The following is a 20,802-nucleotide window of genomic DNA, read 5'->3' on the forward strand; positions in this document are numbered from 1 at the left end:
GGCAAGGGAAGGCAAATTGCCAGCGATGATAATAGCGTTAAAAGACAGCGGTTTCTCCCCAGAAGACATCATAAAACTCCTGTCCATCACAAATAAGGACGGCTACACGCTTTTATTTGGTGGTGAAGACAATGAAGATTTAATCAAAACCTTAGAGGAGGTAGGGCTTAAGAAAGACGATCTCAAGCCATTATATCTGAGATGGAAAGGGATTGAAAAGTCGAATTGAAACATTTGTTGAAAAAAATTTAAAAAGAGTTAAAGAATTGGCGCAAAAACGGAAGAAAAATTCCACAAAAGTTAAATCATAAATAGAATTTCCTCGAGATTAATTGATCCTATTGATGAAGGTTTGGATCTGAGATGCCGAAAACGCAGCCACAAATTGGAAAGAGAAATACAAGTGCAACACCTTTGGGAAACAGAGTCGGGAAAACCTGAGTGGTAAAATTGCAAAATATTCCTTCTTGCAACATCGGGGCATGAGATGATAGCTTAGTGGCCTTTAACTTGCGTGCGCACCCTTATGTCTTCGGAAAACCATAAAATTCTTTCCCGCGAATGCCAGGCCACTATGATCCCGGTCGGCGATCATGTAAACCTGCCCGCCGGCACTAAAGTGACCATTACTCACCGCCTGGGCGGCAACTTCACCGTCACATCAGATTACGGCATGTTTCGGATTCAAGGTAAAGATGCTGATGCCATCGGTGAGCCTATCCCTGCCGAAGTCCCCCAAGAAGAAGAAAGCACACCCGAGAATCATGATGGCTCGGTTGACGAAGAAGCCCTCTGGTCAGCCCTTAAAAAGGTCTTCGATCCAGAAATACCCGTCAACATTGTCGATCTAGGCCTCATTTACTCCCTCCAAACCACTCCTTTGGAAACGGGAGGAAACCATGTACTCGTCCACATGACATTGACAGCGCCCGGCTGTGGCATGGGCCCGGTCATCGCCGAAGACGCAAAGAACCAACTTTTGGCAGTCAACGGAATCAAAGACGCGACTGTTGACATTGTCTGGGATCCTCCCTGGAATCAAGACATGATCTCGGAAGAAGGCAAAATGCAACTTGGCCTCATCTAAGAAGCGTAATTTTGTGTTGCTCGTTTAGCATTAACCCATTAGGTTAAGAGTTACTTGTTGGTAAGTAACCCTACACCCCATGACGTTATGAGAAAATACAATGCCATTTACGCCCTAATAATGAGTTTTTACTCAAAAGCTTTTTATAGAGATGTTGCCCGCAATTGGACAGGAACCGGCTTCGCCTTCCTCTTCTTTCTAGCAGCTCTCCTGGCTGTACCCGCAGCATTCGTCATACAAGTTGGGATTGGCAATACCCTTCAAAAGGATGTACAAGGCCTTGTGGACCAGATGCCTGATATGAATATTAAAGAAGGCATTCTCTCTACCCCAAACAATAAAACGTACGAAATACGCGATACCGATACACAGGAGCTGATTGCCCTCATCTCACCCACGAACGCTACCCTTGCTGAGAACGGAGAAGAGCCAAAAATCCTGGTACAGCGCACAGAGGTAATCATCCGCAAAAACAGCTACGAAACAAGAACGTATAGCTTTGCGAACATAAAAGACCTCCATGTAGACCAAAAGATGGCCTACAAATGGCTAAACATGGCAGTCAAATGGTCCGGAATCACACTCTACCCGCTTATTGTACTGGGCTTATATATCTCCGGAATTCTGTACGCGCTCTTATTATCGATATTGACCCTTATTCTTAGCTTAATCATCCGCGCGCACTTCACCTATTTACAGTGTCTACGCACCACGGTGTTGGCAATGACCCCTGCCCTTCTGCTTAAAGTGATCGATATTATGGGTTATATACGCATTCCGGGTTATGTCTTTTTCATTATTGTGGTATTCTACGTTATCCTTGCCCTCATCTTCAATAAAGGCAAACACGCTAAAGAATAATATCAGCACACAGATTTATTCTGCCACAATTTGTCCGAAATTGTGCGATAGAACCATGTGATCAAAAAGATAAGCGAGCACACAATCACGATTGCGGCACCTGATGATATTCTAAAGTGGTAGGATATAACCAATCCCGCTATGCCCGAAAAGACGGCTATGCAAGCAGAAGCTAGCATAATAGACTTCACTGATCGGCCAATAAGACAAGCACTTGCCGCAGGAGTGATCAGTAAGGCAGTTGTCAGCAAAGCGCCCACAATCTGCACGGCTGAAACGACACTGAGAGCGATTAAAAAGAGTAAAACGTATCGAATTTTACCCGGATTAATTCCAATCGTTTTGGAATAGTCCGGATCGTAAGAGCTCAGTTTCAGTTCCTTATATAAGGCAAAGACCACGCTCAATACGACAATTGTAACGCCGCTCATAAACAGCAAATCCTGTGAAGTAATGCCCAAAACGCTCCCAAAAAGAATGCTACCAAAATCACGAAAAGAGCGAATAAAACTCATCATCAGAACACCCAAGGCAAACATGGCAGATAAAACGACGCCTATGGCGGTGTCCTCTCTAATTTCCTTTCGCGAAGAAAGCCAACCCACACCAAATGCGGTTATTACACTAGCTCCCAAAGCTCCCCAAACCATGGCAAACCCCTTTATGTAAGCAAATACGATACCCGGAAGTATTGTATGGGAAAGAGCGCCCCCGATAAAAGACATACGCCTGAGCACAACATAAGTACCAATAATGGAGCAATTGATCCCTGCGAGCGCAACACCACATATCGCCTTTTGCATAAAAGGGTAAGAAAAGGGGTCTGTTAACCAAGATAGCATATATTAAGAATCCTCCATTTTATGCTTACTGGCCCATTGAGCAGAGTTGACCTGTTTACCATCATGCATAAAGTATGCATTATCAAAATCTGTTTCCAGTCCTCCTAAGTCATGAGTCGCCATAAAAACTGTTTTACCCTTGTTACGCAAATCATCCAAGACAATTGAAATAATGTGCCGATTACGAGCATCAATCGCACTCAAAGGTTCATCGAGTAAAAATAAATCTGCCTTATGAACTAAAGCTCGACCCAGCAAAGCGCGCTGCTTCTGGCCTCCGGAAAGATGTTGAATGGAGTTATTTTTCAGTTCTACTAGCTGAAGGAGCTCCAGCGTTTCATTCACTATTTTGCGATCCGATTTAGAAGGATACTGTAACCACCCGAGATGAACGTACCTACCCGCTAATAAAAAATCGAACAGCGAAACGGGAAATGACCAGTCAATAGCGGCTCCTTGAGGTAAATAAGCAACTTGGTGAAGACATCCACCCACGTTATGGCCAAAGACCTTTAATGTACCAGAAACAATAGGCAACAGACCTGCTATAGCCTTGAGGAGAGTGGATTTACCAGCGCCATTAGCCCCCACCAGAGCAACTCGCATGCCTTGGGCAATCGTAATAGAAATATCCTTGAGCGCGGATCTATTGCCCCCCGGATAACCCGAATAAACATGGTGAGCCTCTAGTGCCGGAGCAGCCAGGAGTTTCTCATGTTCACAGGGTCCTTGATAGGGGAATTTCACAATCTAATAATCACTTATTATTCAAAGCTTTGACAATAGCATTCACATTATAATGCATCATGTCAACATAGGTACTCCCCTCAGAGCCCTCTTTACCCAGCGCTCCTGTGTAGAGCAAAATAGGTTTAGGTAAACCCGCCTCACGCGCCAACTGATCAATCAAGATAGGGTTTTGTATATTTTCACCAAAAACGGCCCGAACCTGATTGGCCTTAATAAGGTCAACTAATTGCGCAAACTTTTGAGCTGAAGGATCCTGAGTATCGGTTGTAACGGAGTCTAAAACGCTTCCGAGATAGCAAAAGTGGTAACGCTGGGCAAAGTATGCCAAGTTATCGTGGTTAGAAACTAAAATGCGCTGATCTTTAGGTAATACACTCACCTGCTTCTTTATCCAGTTGTCTAGAACAACCAAACTGGCGATGTAGGTATTGGCACGCTCCTCATAATAGGCAGCATGTTTTTCATCAATATCCGCTAACGTATCCCGAATCGTGAGTACCGAAATCATGGCACGATTAACATCGAACCAGAAATGAGGGTCATACTCACCATGATCATGCGCGTGGTGCGACTCTGTTGCTGAAGCTTCGTTAGCAACGGCAGCAGGCTTATTAGCATCGATTTGCTTTTCTTTATCCTCATGTGCGCAAGAACAGCAGCAAGGTTTACAAGCCTTTTTATCAAGGAGCGGTTGTTGCTTATTTCTTGGTTCCAGATAGCTTGAGGCAGTTAGGAATGCTATACCATCGCTAATAATAACACGTTCGGCTTTCGAATTCGAAGCCTTGTATAGCTTATCCAGCCAATATTCCAGCCCAAGGCCATTTTCAAATATTACATCAGCCTCCGCAAGTGCAATGGCATCCGCGGGCGTAGGCTCAAACGTATGAACATCGCTTTCACGCCCAACCAGAACAGTGAGGTTAATATCAGTTCCACCAACCTGGTGAACCCAATCGCCAAGGATGCTGTAGGTTGCTACCACATTAAGTTTATGGTCATTTCCCTGTGCGAAAGCGACATGGCTAATAGCAATCATTGCGGCACAGAAAATTATTTTTTGCACAAAGAGAGGTCGAGGAAAGCTACAATTTTTCATTGTTATTTTTGAGATATGTAATAGGTTAATTGAGGGAGCTAGATTATTATCAAGAAGGGCAAAATCCTAAACAACGGTTCCGGAAATGCCAATATAATTAATTCGCTGAATCAAAAATAAGCACTGTAAATTTTTTATTCCATGTTATCGACACCCGCCCCCTTCCGGCCAAAGCGATAACGTTTCAAGTCAGTTAATTGGTTAAAAAACAAGCATCTCGTTCCCGATGATCCACTAAATGAAAAAAAAGCTTTACATACCTCCCAAAATGTATTTTGCTTGTATCTTCACTAAAGAGCATTTTTGAAGTAATTTATATCATTATGGGAAATCTTAAGAAAAAAAGACGTTTAAAGATAAACAAGCACAAACGCAGGAAACGTTCCCGCGAGAATCGCCATAAGAAGCGTACTTGGTAGTTTATATAGCACTTTAGGGTGCTATAAGATGCTCAAATCTATTTTCAAAGCCAAAAACAATGTTTTTGGCTTTTTTGTTGTCTATTGTGATTCAATTGAGGGTGCTGAGCCTACAAAATCGGTTAAAGCTGCTTTATTCTTGCAAGAAAGAAGCTGAAGTATTTTTGGTCTTCTTATCTTGGACAGCCCTCAAGGCCTCTTTAGGCAAGGACAGGCGCTGATTTCCCTTTTGCTTACGCAAAGCAGCTTCCTTATTACTCTCCATCACGGAATCGAAGACCTCCTTACGGAAGATAGAGATTTTTCTAGGAGCCTCGATGGCTAACTTGACAAGATCCTTCTCTATCTTGGCTATTTTAACTAAGATTTCGTCTTCCCCGGAGCCAATAATAATAGACTCCCCCTCTTTTCTTGAAAGAACTAACATAGGAGATTCCTCCTCTTATTAAAGCTGAGTTTTGTTAGAGTATTAATCTTCATAAAGCAAGTGTCTGGGAGAATATTCATTAAAATTCTCTATGATAACCTGCTTCCCCTTCAAGGTTTTTTTATTAATCAATAACGGAGCTACCAAATTAACCGTAACAACCCTGCCGCCACCGGTATTATGTATTGTCACAATATTGAGCAAGCAAGTACCATCCGATTCAGAAATATTGAGCTGCTCGACATCATCCTCAGAAATTCTGATTGAGTAGTTATCGATTAAGCCCGCTGGTTCTACCACAAAGAATTCCAGCGCCTCTTCCTTAGTAGGACCCTGTTGCGTTTCTCTTAATCGCATAAAAGGGAGTTCGCCCTCATCATAAACGATTTCCATTTCTCTTAATTCCGAAAACCCAAGCAACCCCCGAACGAGCTTGATCTTATGGGCATCTTTGGGCATTTCCATTGTTATCGCGTTATCTTGATCTAACTTCATGTACATAGTATTTGTGGGGTTAATTGTGAAATTGCTCTACCTGATATAATTCATCAGAGACTCGCTCATTACTCTAGCGGCGCCCTGCATGGCTGCCGTGTAAGCTGTCTGAATTTTATTTAATTCTAAAATGGTTTGTGACATATCCGCATCAACATCACCGGAAATACTTTTATCCAAATTTTGATAAGATGCGCTATTTTGAGATTTAGCGGTCTGAACCCGCATTAATTTTGCACCCATGGTGCTGAGACTGTCCACGATGTCGTTCTCAGAAGTGATTAAAGCAGTCTGGGAGGAAGTAACAGCGGTTGTATTACTTGATTCCAAAGCGTCCCTTAAATTCAAAATATTATTAATGGCAGTCAGCATCTTATTATTTTCAGCCCCACCGGTATGGGGATCCACCATGGCATTTTCGGAAATGGAAAAACTAGCGGAACCACTATTTCCGACATAAGTTACGGCGGTTATTTTCCCATTTGAATCACGCGTTGTTGAAAAAGGACTTGCAGACGTTGCTGTTCCCGCAAACAGAGGGTCATCCAGGTATTCCGAGTTTGAGGATGATACCGCTTGCTCCAGAAGCTGATTTACTTCTTTTGCATAGTCTGTGTAATTTCTTGTTGAAACTCCGGATTGCGTAACCGTTGCAATTTCTTGAGCTCTGCTGACGGTTGACTTAAGACTTTGAATAGCATTCACGCTCATATTGAGCACATTTTCTGCTCTTTGAGCATTTTTTTGATATTGAGTTAAATCTCGCTGTAAAGACTGATAACCAATCGCTCGAGCTGCGGCAGCGGGATCATCACTCGCAACGGCCACTCTTTGACCGGAAGAAATTTGAGCCATTAATTGAAATTGACGACCATTCAGCTTCATTAAATTCATCTGTAAGTCTGTCGTAAAAGTATTACTGGCTGCTCTAATTATTTCACTCATCGATTATATGTCTCCTTTTTTCCTTAAAGTTTATACTCGGCTTGCCTCTTTAATTAACGAACCAATCCGACGAGCTCGTCCATTAACTGACTAATGACTGACATTACGCGCGCACTAGCCTGGTATGCTTTCTGATATCTCATAAGATTCGTGACCTCTTCATCCAGTGAAACCCCGCCGATCGTTGCGCGTTGTTTCTTATAGGACTGTAAAGCAAGATCTGAGCCAGATAATGCAGATTTTGCAGACGTAACCTCTTTGGCTACACCGGTGTTTATTTGATTAAAATAATCCGTAAACGTACCATTGATTGAGGCTCCCGAACCGGTTGAGAAAGTCTGGTCTACCAGACCAGCAACGGCAATGGCTAGCTCGTTCGCAGAAGCGGCTGACGTATTCGTTGTTTTAAGCGAAGTTACTGTAAGATTGGGATCAAGCGCAATCGTTGCCGCCGTTGTTCCCGTTGATAAAAAGAAATCCTGGCCTGTGGCGCTTGTAGGATTATAAGCTGTATTAACGGAACCAACAATTTGCGACGTGAGCGCATTCAGCTGCGTTTGGGTTTGGGCTAAAACACCGGTTCTAACAGATTGAACCCCACCTAGTGAGCCGGATTTAACATCCAAAGTAGCCGATGAAGTCCCACTAGCAACAAAGCTCGTACCATTATAATTGAGCGCGTTATCAACCACGCCTTTATTGACTAAAACGATATCATTTCCTGAAGTATCCTGGATAACAACCTGTACATTACCCGGCGAACTATCAATCGGTTTTACATTAAAATTAACATATTGGGCTAATTCTTCATATACCCCCTGTAATTCATCCCGCACTTCAAGTGCGGATCCCGGTTTACCCACCTCAAGTCGGGATATAGCGGTGTTAAAAGTTGCGATTTTACCCAAGAGATCATTTACCTTATTAACATCTCCATTAATCGTCTCAACCGCACTGGCATCGACCGTTGCCAGACGACTAGAAACGAGGTTCAACTTACTTACCAACGCAGATGCCTTTTCCACCAAAACAACCTTTTGGCTAGAATCGGTAGGCGTAGCAGACAATCCCTTAAAGGCGTTAAAAAAATCATCAATACCCTGTGCTATTCCCCCGGTTGAACCATTATCACTCGTAGTACTGATAGAACTTGTAGTTTGTGAGCGATCGATTTTTTCGCCAATGGCAGTTTCGATACTTGCAGAGAAAATTTGTTGTGATTTTAGAGAACCCTGCACCATGCCCTCTTTCACAATTTGATTATCTAAAATGACATTACGTACATTTTGAATGGTAGATATTTCGATGCCTAAGCTTTCCACACCACTACCCGCTAACGTAGAACCCGCTGTAGAGATAATGGCATACTGACGCGCGTATTTATCATTATTAAGATTGGCAATATTATTGCCCGCAATCGTAGCCTGCTTGGCATGGATATCCAAGGCCGTTGCTGCTTGTTTTAATCCTGAAAATAATCCTGACATATATTATTAAAAAACTTGTTAGACGGAAGCACTCACATGAGAACCATCTGAACCTGTTTTGAGAGAAAGAGACCCCTTGCGATCGTAAGTCTTCATGACCTTGTGGGGTTGAAAGGCGCGTATGACCTCTTCTGTAACTTCGTACGCCCGAGAAAGCAGCAAATGAGACTGGCCTGCTTTTCGTTGCGTTTTATCAATAAGCGCAATGACCTCCAACACAAGCGCCTCCACTAATCCCCGTATTTGTTCCGGAAAAAGAGGTAACAGTTTTAGGATAGAACCGTTTACAGCAACTCCCAAATTTTTGCCCAGAGATTCAATAATCAACTCCCGCTTGTTGCGAAGATCTTGGTTAATGGCAATTTGTTCATCTATCTTTTGTTTATACTCCAGGACATTTACAGAATCGTGCTTCAGTATATAGGTTTGCTGCTCCTCCAGAAGGTTTAACAAACCCCCATATTCTTCTATCTCAGATCGAAGCGCTTCGACAAGACTTTGGTAAAGTTGATTGTGAAATTGGTTAGTCATGGCAAACATAGTATTTATTATTATTACTGTTGCGGGTTAGAAAGTTGTTTAATTTGAGAACTGTAGTTGATTCCGAACAAACGTTCACGAGAGGTAATACTATCGGCGAGAACATCTGTAACAAAGTAGTCATATCCCTTAATGTCTTTAAAAGCATCTTTAAGCATCATGCGTACCATAATTGATTCGAACTGACGGTCCATTTCAGATAATTTGTCCGTTTCCGAAATTTTCTTACTGCCCTTAAGCACACGCAGCTCCTGAATACCCATATAAGTAGGCTTATTGGCTTCATTGAGCGAGTTGCTATTGAGAATTTCGGACATGTTATCAAATAAAGATAAATTAATTTAAAATAAGTTCTGCGTGAAGCGCCCCAGCACTTTTAATCGCCTGCAAAATAGACATCATTTCACGCGTAGATACCCCAAGCGCGTTGAGTGCGGCGGTTAAGCGCTCGATAGTAGGTAAATCCTCAACGACCTGGAAAACGCCTTTTGTTTCATCCACATTCGTCTCCGTATTGGAGTATGTTGTGGTATCCCCTGTGTTACTCAATGCGTTTGGTTGGCTTACCCCTTGAGTATTCGAAATTGAAATTGTTAACGAACCATTACTGATGGCAACCGTTGATATACGAACATTAGACGTAGCTACAATCGTTCCTGTACGCTCGTTAATAATGACCCTAGCGGCAAGATCCGGTATAACATCCAGTTCTCCGATAGAAGCAATAAAATTTGGTACTTGCCCACGATACTCAGGGGGAACAAGGACATTAATCGTTGCAGAGTTCATAGCCTGTGATGTGCCTGGGAAAATTTTATTAACGGCATCCGCAACACGAACCGCAGAAACAAAATCAGGACTCTCCAGCAATAAGTTTAAACTTCCATGATGCATGAATTCCGTTGGGATCTCCCGTTCCACAATAGCGCCACTTGTAATGATGCCGACCGTCGGGTGATTTTGCTGAACCGTTGCCCCCCCCTCTCCGCCGGAGCCTCCCAGGAAACCACCAACCGCGATTGGCCCTTGACCAACCGCATAAACAACACCATCAGCGCCCACAAGCGGGGTTTGTAGTAAAACCCCGCCCTGTAAGCTCTTCGCATCTCCAATTGAAGAAACGGTGATATCTATCTTAGATCCTTCTCTGATGAAAGGACCTATGTTTGAGGTAATCATCACAGCAGCGACATTTTTAGACTTAATGTCATCTGGATTTACATTTACCTTTAACGCCTTTAACGCGTTAACCAACGCTTGTGATGTGTATTTAATCCCATTACTATCTCCCTGGCCCGCAAGACCCACGACCAAACCATATCCGATGAGTTGGTTATCTCGTGTGCCTTCTATATGCGTGAGATCTTTTATTCTTGAGCCCATGAGGGTGACCATGGAGCTCATCATTAGAATCAAAATATATAAAACAAATTTCATGGAAAGATTAAAAGGGGTTAACAAAATCGTTAAATCTCAGCAACCAACCCTTCTTTTGAGCATCTGTCAGTTCGCCTTCAGAAATGAATTCTACTTGGGCATCTGCAATGTTGGTAGAAGCTACTGTATTCTCTGTTGAAATATCATAAGGACGAACAACCCCACGCAGAATAGCAAATCGAGTCTCCCCTGAATAAGAAATCATGCGAGCCCCTTCGATTACCAAATTACCGTTAGGGAGGACATCGATCACGGTTACAGCGGCACGAGCATTAAGCGTATTACTGTTTTCTATTTTACCGCCACCCGTGTAAGTATTTTTGCCGTCGATTTTGGTTTTGGGGAATTCGCCGCCTACGGTGGTGACTTTGTCTACGGCGGCGCTGTATAGGAATTGGGTTACGGTGTTGTCGATGCCGGCAACTTTATCAGTGGTCGTCTTTATTTCGTTTTTCATTGTGGTGCTTTCAGATACAATTATGGTGAGTATGTCACCAACCTGGCTGGCCGTTTTGTCTGCAAACATGCCACGTTCGTTGTTTGTGGATTTTCTCCACAACGAAATCGCATTTGCCGAAGTGAAAGAAAATGCGGTTATTAAAAACAGGTTAAAAATATACTTGTACGGTATTTTCATCTAGAATTTGGGCTTGGATGTCTTTTCTGGATTTTAAATTGCGGATGCTGATGAATTCGCCGACAAGCCCATTTTGGAGGGCTTGGCCCTTAGTGGTGATTCTCATCATACCCTCTTTGGCAACAAGCTCTACGACTTGACCCTTGCGAATATGGGGCTTTTCGATAACAGAAGTCCACAGGAGAGGTCTGCCAACGGATATGGCATGGGCGGATTCGTAGTGATCGATCTCAACATCCCTGGGTAGGATATCTTGTTTTACCCTTAGGGTATCAATTGACTGTTCTTCAAACATGCTCCTATCGAGAGCTGCCCCGCGGCGTATAAACTCTTTAGCGACCAGGATCGGGTTCCAGAGCTCGCATTGGACAGGGATTTTCCATTCCCCGAGTTTTTGGCCATCCGCGTAGATCGCAAACCCTATAACAAAACGTGAAGAAATGCCATCGGGAGGGGTATAGTTTAATTCAACGGACCAATCGGGGTTAGTTGCCCTGACCCCACTCCAAAGCGTTGCCGGAGTCATTCTAAAATCACCCTTAAGTTCGTATTTAAGGAAAAGTTGTTCCTTCAAGGCATTGGAAACATCCGCCCAAGTAATAACAAAAATCTTTTTCTCGATTTTCTTCTCTGAAGACACCCTTGAGACAGTATCATTCTGAGCTACTGTAATTGGGGTTTTACTGAGCGATCCCGTTACCTTGTGCTGAGAAAGAGACGGCAGACTTATCGGCTCGAGAATTGAAGCTAAATCAGCCTGTAAGGCTGTGAAGACGAACATTAGGAGTGATATGACGAGGTATCTCATGGTTGTACCTTAATTAAATTAGCGCTTCAGTTGGTTGATCTTGGACATATTTTCATCAGCAGCCTGGACGACCTTGGAATCCATTTCGTAGGCGCGCTGAGCGACAATCAAATTGACCATTTCGGTAACCGGCTTCACGTTGGACATTTCTAAGTAACCCTGCTTTAAAGTACCAAAACCGAGCTCACCAGGGTTACCCTGTTCGGCTGTACCACTGGCATCCGTTTCGACTAATAAGTTCCCCCCGATGCTCTTCAAGCCCCCTGGGTTAGCAAAACGGTAAATAGGGAGACGATAGGTTTGGGAGCCACTCGCCGATTGGACCGTAATTTGACCATTATCGGAAACAAATATCTTTTGCGCATCCGCCGGAAGCGACTGAAAACCTGAGATCAAATAACCACTGTTGTTTGTGAACTCTCCGTTGGAGTTTACCTTGAAAGCGCCATCACGCGTGTAGCTCTTGGTACCATCCGGCATAGTGACCTCGAAAAAGCCTACACCATCGATCGCAATATCCTTATCCTCATTAGTAAGCGTGAGTTCGCCCTGAGTGAATATTTTGCTCGTTGAGACTAGTTTCACACCATTACCGACCTGGACGCCCGTGGGAACCTCATTACCCGTACCAGAGTCCGCGCCGATGGCTTGGACATTTTGATACAACAAGTCCTGAAATTCGGCCTTAGAACGCTTGTACCCCACAGTGTTCACGTTAGCCAAGTTATTACCGATGATATCCAGATTAATTTGCTCTGCATCCATCCCTGTACCGCCTGCGTATATAGCTAATCCCATAATTTGTCCTGCGTTTAGTCGTTAAAAATCAATTGTAAAAAACATTAATATTAGCCCATAGGGTTAAGAAACTGGATAGCGCGACCCATTTGCTCATCCAGGCTCTTCATAGCCGTCATATTAGATTCCATGGCACGAGATACTTGAATCAAAGCGACCATCTCCATTATAGGATTGGAATTAGAATGCTCCAAAGCACCCTGAAGAAAAGTAGGCTTTTCTACGGCCTCCTCAGGAACTGGCTTATCTGGAGGGAAAGAATATCCCCCATTGACCTTAATAAGAGCTGCTTTATCGTTAAAATCATACAAAGTCAGTTGATTGATAAGGGTTTTACCCTGATAAACCTTACCATCGGGATTTATGCTAATTTCACCCTTGTTGGGATTTTTAACAATAGCGCCCCCATTTGCCTGGACGATGTAGCCCTGCTTATTTACGAGTGTATAATCTTGATTAAAGTGAAATTCGCCATCACGAGAGTAAACAACATCCCCCCCTGGGGTTTCGAGCTTAAAAAAGCCCTTAGCGCTTGTGATACCGATATCGGTGGGGTTACCCGTAGGGATTACCTTACCCGGGGCAAAATCTGTTGTCACCACAGCCTTTGGCGTAACCGCTTGCATAACATTATCAAAAGAAGCATCTTTAGTACCACCAGCGGCCTCAAACGCAACGACCTGCTGCTTATGCCCCGTGTAGACATTAGAGGAGATATTGAGCGCTGTGACATCCTGCCATTTCTGTAAGGCATTGAGAGCAGAGGCACCGTAATCTAATCCTGGATTCATACTCCTGATAGAGCAAGAGCTATGCCAATTAAACGGGAGTGTTCGGACCGCCTACGCCAAGGCTTTGGTGGGCACGCTTAGCGATTAGGTCACAAAAATAGACATACAACTACTAATAACAAAAGTGAATCAATAATTTGATTTTAGTAAAAAATGAGTTACTATCAACTATGAATTCAATATTTAAGTCGCTAAAATCAATAAAGAACATATTAACCGTAAAATCCGAATACAGTAGTAAGCCAGAATTTACTTCTAAGCATTTTAGTAGCAGAAGCATAGACACCGGAAAATCTGAAGGCAGGAGCCGTTTTTCCTCATTCTTAAGCGAAGATGTTAGCAGCATCTTTGACCGCGACATCGAGAGCAGCCAAAAGACTAAAGAAAAAAAACCAACTGAAGTTAAGAAAAAAATTGACGAAGTTAATCCGTACACATTCGAGAAAAAAACTGTTCAAAGCAAAAAAACACTGCCTGAGCGAAAAGTTAAAATTGAGATTAATATCAAAAAAAATAGCAATCGAGCCTTCTGAAAGCCGATTTCAAACTCGAAGTGCAACACTAGGTGAAAAGAAAGAAAAGAGGGTGAAGGAAGCGGAAGAAAGATTCCATAGGCGTTAAGTAATTGAGGTACTTTCTTGGAGTATGATTAATTCTCTTGATGAAGGTTTGTTGCTGATAAGGGGAAAAATCCTTTTCAGAAGAGCCTTTAGGCACGTAGCGACCCCTGATGAGGCCATTAGCAATTAGCATTCCCTACTCCCCCCTTCTGCCATGAGAGGAGTAGGGTCACAGAAGTAAGTCGGGATATTGAACTTTAGGGCAAGCATCTGATGGTCATAGAACTCCAGGCCGTTATCAAACGTGATCGATTTCAAGGCGTTTTTAGGTAAGTGGATCGAGATGGTTGCCATATAGCCTATCGTTTCCTCGGAGCTTCTGGAGTGCATTTTGGCTCCCAAAAGTAGTTTTGTTTGTCCATTGCAACAGTATTGTATCATACTCTTGCAATTCGAGTTTGAGATGGGGAGGACTATGAGCATAACCCTTCTTATTCAGAGAACACCATTCGTGTCGCTATGTTTAGGATCCTTACCGCGCGCCTCGTTTAGCAGGACAGCTTCTTACCCTTTTGTGCTGTATTGTTAAAGTAAATTACTTTTTATTTACTGGTGTTAACAGAATCTCCATCTCTTCTGTTGAAAAACTATAATGTTCTTTCAAATAACTGAGCTCTTGGTTAAGCTTATTTTTGTCATTTGATGCTTCGAATAACTTTACCAAAGGTTTTTCGTTAGAAGCATCATGATAGTTGAAGATTTTGAATGCTTTTTCTCTAGGATTTTCGTTCTTCCCTATGTAGTTTTCTTCTATTATTTCGGTGGTTTGTTCAATGCCTCTCAGTAATTGTTTATCAATAGATCGCATTCCAAAGCTGGTATTGTAGTCAAAAAGATCCAAAAACCCTACATCATTTTTGTCTTCCACAATCTCAAATTCATCATTTATATCAAAAATTTCCTTTTTTACCTCTTTCTGTTCTGTTAGCTTGAACTCCTCGTTTGTATTAGAAACTTTCTCTTTAATCTCTTCATCTTTGTTTTCTACCGGTTCTGTTAGGTCGAGTTTTTCCTCTATATTGGAAAATTCCCCTTTTACTTCTACCTCAATACCAGTAGCTTCTTTTATAAATACTTTGCCAAAGACTATTTGATTGCTATCGTTACACTTATTTAAAATTCTCGCCATATCTGAGTAGAGCGTTTGATCCTCGCTATTGCTATTTTTAATGGCGGTATCGAAAAGCTCCTCAAAATCTTTTGCAGAAAAGCCTCGTTTCTTAAGGGAGGTTAATACTTCACCCAAATACAGGTCTAAATCACTGTCCTCCTTCGATAACTCACACAGTAGCGCATTTTTACTGCTGCTAAGCGGCTTTGCTAAAAAATTGATAACCTCAGATTTTCCTAATGTTTTATTACTAAGCCCAGCTTTTAATTCAGTTAGAACACTTATAACCTGTATGTTAAAATTCTTTTTATTCTTATCTTCGCCAAACGTCAAAGTAACCACGGTACTGACATCTCGATTCTGGAGGTCCTTGACCTTCATTCCCTCTATGGAAACCACTTTTGAAATGAAGTTTTTCTCGTCGCTCACTTCCTTTCGAATCTCTCTATTGGAAATTAGGCTATTGCTATTTGAAGTTTTAGATTCTTTCTCCGACTCCGATCGACTGTCATATCGACTACTCGGACCACCACCAAACAATGTTTTAAAGAAGTTCATAAACTAACAATACAACATTATTTTTAAATTTCAAATTTGGTAGTAATTTAATTTATTTTTAGATATATGATATAGGGTCAGGAGCCGAGTTCAAACTCGAAGTGCAACATATGCGGAATTAAAGTTAAAGAGTTTTAAGGAACCGGAAGAAAAAAGCAAGAAATATTCCATGGGCGATAAGTAGTGGAGGGATCTCCTTGGAATGCGGCTGATTCTAGCCATCAAGGGCTGTAAGAGCCGCAAAAATAAGTGGCGATTCCCAAATTTTTCTTTCAAAAAGCGGTGATCATAACATTCGAGACCATTGTCAAAGGTGATAGACTTTAAGGCGTTTTCAGGGAGCATGAGTTTAATTAGGTGTCGTTTTTCTAAGGTTAAGTGATTGTATCGTTTTTCCATTGCAACAATATTTCACCACACTGGTGCACTTCGAGTTTGAGATGGGGTACATAAGAGTAATTTGTTAATTATTGTTTATAAAACAAATAATATATCTAACTATTTTGACAAAAGTTACACATTAACATATATTAGGTAAGACAAAAAAATATTTATGATAAGAAACAAGATAACCATAACGCTCTTTTTTGTTGCGACCACATTTTCTCTTTTCAGTCTCTGTGCCGAAGCAGCCACAAAAATAATAACCTATTATGATGTGGGATCTTCCGGAACAAAATACGCTGTTTACAGGGTTGATTTAGAAAAAGGAGACCACAAGAAATTGTTCAACGATATGATTTCTGTGCATTATTCTTTGGATTTAGAAACCAGTGGTGACGATACCTTTTCGGAGGCCATCAAAGCAAAAGGTGTTCATGTGATACAATTAATCAAAGAATACGTGAATGCCAAATACGGCCAAAGCGGCGAAGTAGGATATTACGGCGTTGCCACGGCTGCTTGGCGAAACGCTAAGAATGGCGAACAATTACAAAACCAAGTTTATGAAGTGACCGGCGTTGCGATAAAAATTATTACGCAAAAAGAAGAAGCCGAATTAGGCTATGAAGGCGTTGTAGACAAAGTGCACAGGAAAGACATTGTCGTTTGGGATATAGGTGGCGGGAGCATGCAATTTGTGACCAAAGACGATAAAGGTGATTTCATTACGACTGAGGGAAAGCTTGCTGCTCAAACGTTTACCAACAAAGTACGCGAGCACATTAAGCACATTAGCCAGTATGAGTCCCCGAACCCGATGCATGCACAAGAAATTGACCAAGCGATTGCCCTAGCGAAAGCAAACTTGGGATTTAACGCCGCCAATGAAGCGGCAATAAAGCGGATCATTGCTTCCAATGGAGGAGTTGTTTATGGTATTAGCCCGCTTCATAAGTTTGTTGTTCCTAAGACATTAGCTATCTTAACGGGCCTAGAACATAAAGAATTTACCCGTGCCGACCTGAAATATGCCATCGAGCAGCTCACCAACAAGGGTGATGACGTACTCGCCAAGTATTCCACAGACAGGCCGGACCCAGAGTTCACAAAAAACCATTTAACGGCCTTGATACTCGTTTACGCAACGATGGAAAAGATGGGTGTTGAGAAAGTAATCACCACAGAAACCAGCAGCATAGACGGCCTGGCTGCCCGTGGTCCTGAGTTTGTGTTGAAAGGCTTTTGAATCATTCTTCATCCTCGCTCATTCCGATCTACTGATCTAATATTGACTAATTTAGCATAATCAATTACAAAAAAGACCATCTTAATTGTAATTATATGCATATCATAAAACATAAAACAAAACTCATTTTCACAATCACCCTGGTTCTGGCTAGTCTTTGTGCCGAAGCTGCCCATAAAATCGTCACCTATTTTGACATAGGGTCTGCAGGAACAAAATACACCACTTACAGCCTTGATTCAGAAAAAGGGACCTATATAACCCTGTTTGACGACTACGTACCCGTGCATTATGCCCTGGATCTAGAAAACAGCCAAGACAACCGTTTCTCGGAAGCCGTTATCGTAAAAGGCATTCAAGCCATTGAAACCATCAAAGCCTACATGGAAGCGAAGTATGGCCATAATGGAGCCATTGAATATTACGGTGTTGCCACAGCGTCTTGGAGAAAAGCGTTTAATGGCGACGATTTACGAGACCGCGTTTATAATAAAACCGGTGTTCCCATAAGGATTATTTCCCAAAAAGAAGAGGCCGAGCTAGGCTATGAAGGCATTGCCACACACGTGAAGCAGGACAACGTTGTGGTGTGGGATATTGGTGGCGGAAGCATGCAAATCGTTACTAAAGGCGATCAGAACAGCTTTATAACCGCCGAAAGTAGCCTTGCGACACAAAACTTCACCTACAAGGTACGTGAAGAGATTAAACGAACAAGCCGACACCACTCGCCACACCCCATGACAATGCGAGAAATCGACCAAGCCATTACACTCGCAAAGTTAAATTTGGGATTTGAGCCAAACGATGAAAGTAGAATAAAGGAAGTAATAGCGACTAATGGCGGGATCGTTTACGGCATAAGCCCGATTCATGAACGTACTGCGGCCCGGACACTGGAAGCGCTAAACGGTAGAGCATGCACAGCATTTAGCCAAGAAGAGCTGAAGCAGGCCATCATGCAACTGGCAGGCAAAGGCGATGAGGCCATGAGCCGGTATTCCGCAGATAGACCGAACCCGGAGTTTGTAAAAAGCCATTTAACGGACTTAATATTAATTTACGCAACCATGGAAAAGATGGGAATCGAGACCGTTATTGTCTCTAGCATAAGCATTATAGACGGGTTAATTGCCCGAGGACCCGAGTTTGTGACAAGCGGTTATAAGGCAAGGGTGAGCAAGTGAGGTAAGACCTTATTTTATAACGAATTTATTTTGAAATAAATCTGTAGCCTGATTGTTAATAAAAGTGCTATCTATAAGTAATTTAACTTTCACAAGGAACTGGTCTTAGGGAGGGTCGCAGGATGTTTTTCCGGCAAAGCCCTCCTATGCGCCAACTATATATAAATTCCTAATAAGGCTTTTATGAGGAAGGCAGTTTGTTTCACCTGAAACAAAAACGCCGAAAAGATATGATCATTTGAGCACTATCAATTGCGAGGCTTTTTAGTATTCGGTTTAATCGGCGTACCGGTCTTGAGCGTATTGATTTGGTTACGGATGACGGCGGCTTGTTCGAAGTTGAGCTCTCGGGCAGCATCGAGCATTTCGGTTTCGAGTTGGGCGAGGACAGCGGCGAGATCGCGGTCTCCATGAGCGTCTGAGAGCAAGATGGGATCCTTTTCAATTTGAGAATCGATGACCTGAAGGCTGTCATCCAACTTGCGACGGACACCCCGAGGCGTGATGCCGTGCTCGCGGTTGTAGGCCTCTTGTTTTTCGCGGCGATAGTGGGTGATTTCGAGCGTATTTTTGAGAGAATTTGTCATTTTATCCGCATAGAGGAGGACGCGACCCTTTTCATGGCGGGCGGCACGACCAGCGGTTTGGATAAGACTTGTTTGACTACGCAAGAAACCCTCTTTATCCGCGTCTAAAATAGCGACGAGCGCGACCTCCGGAAGATCCAAACCCTCGCGAAGAAGATTTACGCCCACGAGGACATCGAACTCACCTCGACGGAGATTGCGAAGAATTTCAACGCGCTCGATGGCATCGATATCCGAGTGCAAGTATTCGACACGGATACCGGCCTTTCGCAAGAAAAGCGTAATATCCTCTGACATGCGCTTTGTAAGCGTTGTGACCAGGACACGTTCCTTTTCTGCAACAGCTTTGTGGATTTCGCCGATCATATCCTCCACTTGGCCCTTTGCGGGACGCACATCCATAATAGGATCGAGAAGGCCTGTAGGGCGAATGAGCTGTTCCGCGATGACAGAAGAGACCTCGAACTCGTGTTTACTGGGCGTTGCGGAAACAAACAATGTTTGATGAGCGATGGACCAGAACTCCTCGATACGAAGAGGCCGATTGTCCATAGCAGAAGGCAAGCGGAAACCATACTCTACGAGACGCTGCTTACGAGAACGGTCTCCAAAATACATACCCCCAATTTGAGGGACGGTGACGTGACTTTCGTCAAGGATGAGCAAAAAGTCTTTAGGAAAGAAGTCTATTAAGCAAGAAGGCCGGTCATTTTCCTGCCTGCCACTGAGGTGGCGGGAATAGTTTTCGATACCGGAACAGAAACCCATTTCGCGCATAAGCTCGAGATCGTACTCGGTGCGCATACGCAGGCGTTGAGCTTCGATGAGTTTGTCCGCTTTTTCCAGCTGGGTAACCCGCGTATCGAGCTCTTCTCTAATGGACTCGAGGGCGCCCTCGAGCTTATCACGACGCGTGATGAATTGATTAGCAGGATAGATTTGAAAAGAGTCTATAGGATCGGAGTACTCGCCTGTTTCCGGGTCGAATTCTTGGATAGACTCGATGGTGTCTCCCCAAAACTCGATACGCACGGCAGTTTCCATGTATGCCGGCATGACATCCACGATCTCTCCGCGGACCCGGAAATTACCCCGAATAAGAGCAGCGTCATTACGCACGTAAAGGTTTTCGACCAGACGCTCCAAAAAATGGTCACGACGTAGCGTTTCGCCCCGTTTGAGCGGAATCATGAGATCAGTGAAATCCTCCGGCGAACCCAACCCATAGATGCAAGAGACGCTGGCAACCACGATGACATCTTTTCTGCTAATCAGAGAACTGGTTGCTGAGATGCGTAGACGGTCGATTTCCTCGTTTACGGAAGCATCCTTTTCGATATAAGTATCTGTTTGCGGGATGTAGGCCTCCGGCTGATAGTAGTCATAGTAACTGACGAAGTATTCTACGGCGTTATCCGGGAAAAATGTTTTAAACTCTGAATAAAGCTGGGCCGCGAGTGTTTTATTATGAGAAATAATTAACGTAGGACGCTGGAGACGCTGGATGACATTAGCCATTGTAAACGTTTTGCCAGAACCCGTCACACCGAGAAGCGTTTGATATTTATTGCCCAGACGGATAGACTGCGTCAACGCCTCAATGGCTTGAGGCTGGTCGCCCTTGGGCTCAAATTCTGAAGAGAGCCGGAATGGAACATTCTTTAGCATACTTCAGGAAGGGAGTTG

General features: G+C 43.2%; 24 protein-coding genes and 1 pseudogene. 6 read left to right on the forward strand and 19 right to left on the reverse strand.

Features of this window, described 5'->3' with window-relative positions; translation table 11 throughout:
- The 3 genes and pseudogenes from AUJ82_07375 to AUJ82_07385 all read left to right on the forward strand — a co-directional run bounded on the left by AUJ82_07375 (position 1) and on the right by AUJ82_07385 (position 1,948).
- Positions 1–229: pseudogene (locus AUJ82_07375) on the forward strand (hypothetical protein).
- A gap of 297 nt (positions 230–526) precedes the next feature.
- Positions 527–1,087, forward strand: coding sequence for a putative Fe-S cluster assembly protein SufT (locus AUJ82_07380; protein OIO58804.1), 561 nt, complete (start codon positions 527–529; stop codon positions 1,085–1,087).
- An 87-nt stretch (positions 1,088–1,174) separates the two neighbouring features.
- Positions 1,175–1,948, forward strand: coding sequence for a hypothetical protein (locus tag AUJ82_07385; protein ID OIO58805.1), 774 nt, complete (start codon positions 1,175–1,177; stop codon positions 1,946–1,948).
- Between the two features lie 2 nt (positions 1,949–1,950).
- Here AUJ82_07385 and AUJ82_07390 read toward each other — a convergent pair whose 3' ends face one another.
- The 14 genes from AUJ82_07390 to AUJ82_07455 form a co-directional block, all read right to left on the reverse strand.
- Positions 1,951–2,790 (reverse strand): manganese ABC transporter permease, encoded by an 840-nt coding sequence (locus tag AUJ82_07390; protein ID OIO58806.1) that lies wholly within the window; start codon positions 2,788–2,790, stop codon positions 1,951–1,953.
- Positions 2,791–2,793: 3 nt separating this feature from the next.
- Positions 2,794–3,537 carry a hypothetical protein gene (locus tag AUJ82_07395; GenBank protein OIO58807.1) on the reverse strand — a complete coding sequence of 248 codons (744 nt, stop codon included), beginning with the start codon at positions 3,535–3,537 and terminating at the stop codon, positions 2,794–2,796.
- A gap of 10 nt (positions 3,538–3,547) precedes the next feature.
- On the reverse strand, positions 3,548–4,639 hold the full coding sequence (locus tag AUJ82_07400) for a hypothetical protein (GenBank protein OIO58808.1): 1,092 nt from the start codon (positions 4,637–4,639) through the stop codon (positions 3,548–3,550).
- A 552-nt stretch (positions 4,640–5,191) separates the two neighbouring features.
- A complete protein-coding gene (locus AUJ82_07405; GenBank protein ID OIO58809.1) occupies positions 5,192–5,485 on the reverse strand; it encodes a hypothetical protein in 294 nt (97 codons plus the stop codon).
- A 42-nt stretch (positions 5,486–5,527) separates the two neighbouring features.
- A complete protein-coding gene (locus tag AUJ82_07410) occupies positions 5,528–5,980 on the reverse strand; it encodes a hypothetical protein (GenBank protein ID OIO58810.1) in 453 nt (150 codons plus the stop codon).
- Positions 5,981–6,016: 36 nt separating this feature from the next.
- Complete coding sequence (locus AUJ82_07415) at positions 6,017–6,925, reverse strand: hypothetical protein (protein OIO58811.1); 909 nt, start codon at positions 6,923–6,925, stop codon at positions 6,017–6,019.
- 53 nt (positions 6,926–6,978) lie between these two features.
- The gene (locus tag AUJ82_07420) at positions 6,979–8,412 is read right to left on the reverse strand and encodes a flagellar hook-associated protein FlgK (GenBank protein ID OIO58812.1); all 1,434 of its coding nucleotides are present in this window, start codon (positions 8,410–8,412) and stop codon (positions 6,979–6,981) included.
- A gap of 18 nt (positions 8,413–8,430) precedes the next feature.
- A complete protein-coding gene (locus tag AUJ82_07425; GenBank protein OIO58813.1) occupies positions 8,431–8,952 on the reverse strand; it encodes a hypothetical protein in 522 nt (173 codons plus the stop codon).
- 14 nt (positions 8,953–8,966) lie between these two features.
- Positions 8,967–9,269, reverse strand: coding sequence for a hypothetical protein (locus AUJ82_07430; protein ID OIO58814.1), 303 nt, complete (start codon positions 9,267–9,269; stop codon positions 8,967–8,969).
- A 19-nt stretch (positions 9,270–9,288) separates the two neighbouring features.
- Positions 9,289–10,389: a flagellar biosynthesis protein FlgA gene (flgI, locus tag AUJ82_07435; GenBank protein OIO58815.1), complete on the reverse strand. Its 1,101-nt coding sequence runs from the start codon at positions 10,387–10,389 to the stop codon at positions 9,289–9,291.
- A gap of 7 nt (positions 10,390–10,396) precedes the next feature.
- Entirely contained in the window at positions 10,397–11,026 is a 630-nt protein-coding gene (locus AUJ82_07440; GenBank protein ID OIO58816.1) for a hypothetical protein, read from the reverse strand.
- Entirely contained in the window at positions 10,998–11,807 is an 810-nt protein-coding gene (locus AUJ82_07445; GenBank protein ID OIO58817.1) for a flagella basal body P-ring formation protein FlgA, read from the reverse strand. The genes AUJ82_07440 and AUJ82_07445 overlap by 29 nt, the downstream gene beginning before the upstream one ends.
- Positions 11,808–11,852: 45 nt before the next feature.
- Positions 11,853–12,632 (reverse strand): flagellar basal-body rod protein FlgG, encoded by a 780-nt coding sequence (locus AUJ82_07450; protein OIO58818.1) that lies wholly within the window; start codon positions 12,630–12,632, stop codon positions 11,853–11,855.
- A 50-nt stretch (positions 12,633–12,682) separates the two neighbouring features.
- Positions 12,683–13,423 carry a hypothetical protein gene (locus tag AUJ82_07455; GenBank protein ID OIO58819.1) on the reverse strand — a complete coding sequence of 247 codons (741 nt, stop codon included), beginning with the start codon at positions 13,421–13,423 and terminating at the stop codon, positions 12,683–12,685.
- A 170-nt stretch (positions 13,424–13,593) separates the two neighbouring features.
- Between AUJ82_07455 and AUJ82_07460 the strand changes: the two genes are divergently transcribed.
- The gene (locus AUJ82_07460) at positions 13,594–13,956 is read left to right on the forward strand and encodes a hypothetical protein (GenBank protein ID OIO58820.1); all 363 of its coding nucleotides are present in this window, start codon (positions 13,594–13,596) and stop codon (positions 13,954–13,956) included.
- A gap of 28 nt (positions 13,957–13,984) precedes the next feature.
- Here the strand turns inward: AUJ82_07460 and AUJ82_07465 are convergent, their stop codons facing one another.
- From AUJ82_07465 to AUJ82_07480, 4 genes are all read right to left on the reverse strand, one after another.
- Positions 13,985–14,176 carry a hypothetical protein gene (locus AUJ82_07465; protein OIO58821.1) on the reverse strand — a complete coding sequence of 64 codons (192 nt, stop codon included), beginning with the start codon at positions 14,174–14,176 and terminating at the stop codon, positions 13,985–13,987.
- Complete coding sequence (locus AUJ82_07470; protein ID OIO58822.1) at positions 14,170–14,373, reverse strand: hypothetical protein; 204 nt, start codon at positions 14,371–14,373, stop codon at positions 14,170–14,172. Before AUJ82_07470 ends, AUJ82_07465 begins: the two co-directional genes overlap by 7 nt.
- A gap of 205 nt (positions 14,374–14,578) precedes the next feature.
- Positions 14,579–15,583 (reverse strand): hypothetical protein, encoded by a 1,005-nt coding sequence (locus AUJ82_07475; GenBank protein OIO58823.1) that lies wholly within the window; start codon positions 15,581–15,583, stop codon positions 14,579–14,581.
- Positions 15,584–15,802: 219 nt separating this feature from the next.
- On the reverse strand, positions 15,803–16,057 hold the full coding sequence (locus tag AUJ82_07480; protein OIO58824.1) for a hypothetical protein: 255 nt from the start codon (positions 16,055–16,057) through the stop codon (positions 15,803–15,805).
- A 208-nt stretch (positions 16,058–16,265) separates the two neighbouring features.
- On the opposite strand from AUJ82_07480, the gene AUJ82_07485 reads away from it, so the two are divergent.
- Together AUJ82_07485 and AUJ82_07490 are read left to right on the forward strand one after the other, a co-directional pair.
- On the forward strand, positions 16,266–17,342 hold the full coding sequence (locus AUJ82_07485) for a hypothetical protein (protein ID OIO58825.1): 1,077 nt from the start codon (positions 16,266–16,268) through the stop codon (positions 17,340–17,342).
- A gap of 95 nt (positions 17,343–17,437) precedes the next feature.
- Positions 17,438–18,529, forward strand: a complete 1,092-nt coding sequence (locus tag AUJ82_07490) for a hypothetical protein (GenBank protein OIO58826.1) — start codon at positions 17,438–17,440, stop codon at positions 18,527–18,529.
- 248 nt (positions 18,530–18,777) lie between these two features.
- Here the strand turns inward: AUJ82_07490 and AUJ82_07495 are convergent, their stop codons facing one another.
- On the reverse strand, positions 18,778–20,784 hold the full coding sequence (locus AUJ82_07495; protein ID OIO58827.1) for an excinuclease ABC subunit B: 2,007 nt from the start codon (positions 20,782–20,784) through the stop codon (positions 18,778–18,780).
- Between the last annotated feature and the right edge of the window lie 18 nt (positions 20,785–20,802).

The organism is Verrucomicrobia bacterium CG1_02_43_26 (assembly GCA_001872735.1).
Classification (GTDB): domain Bacteria; phylum Verrucomicrobiota; class Verrucomicrobiia; order Opitutales; family CG1-02-43-26; genus CG1-02-43-26.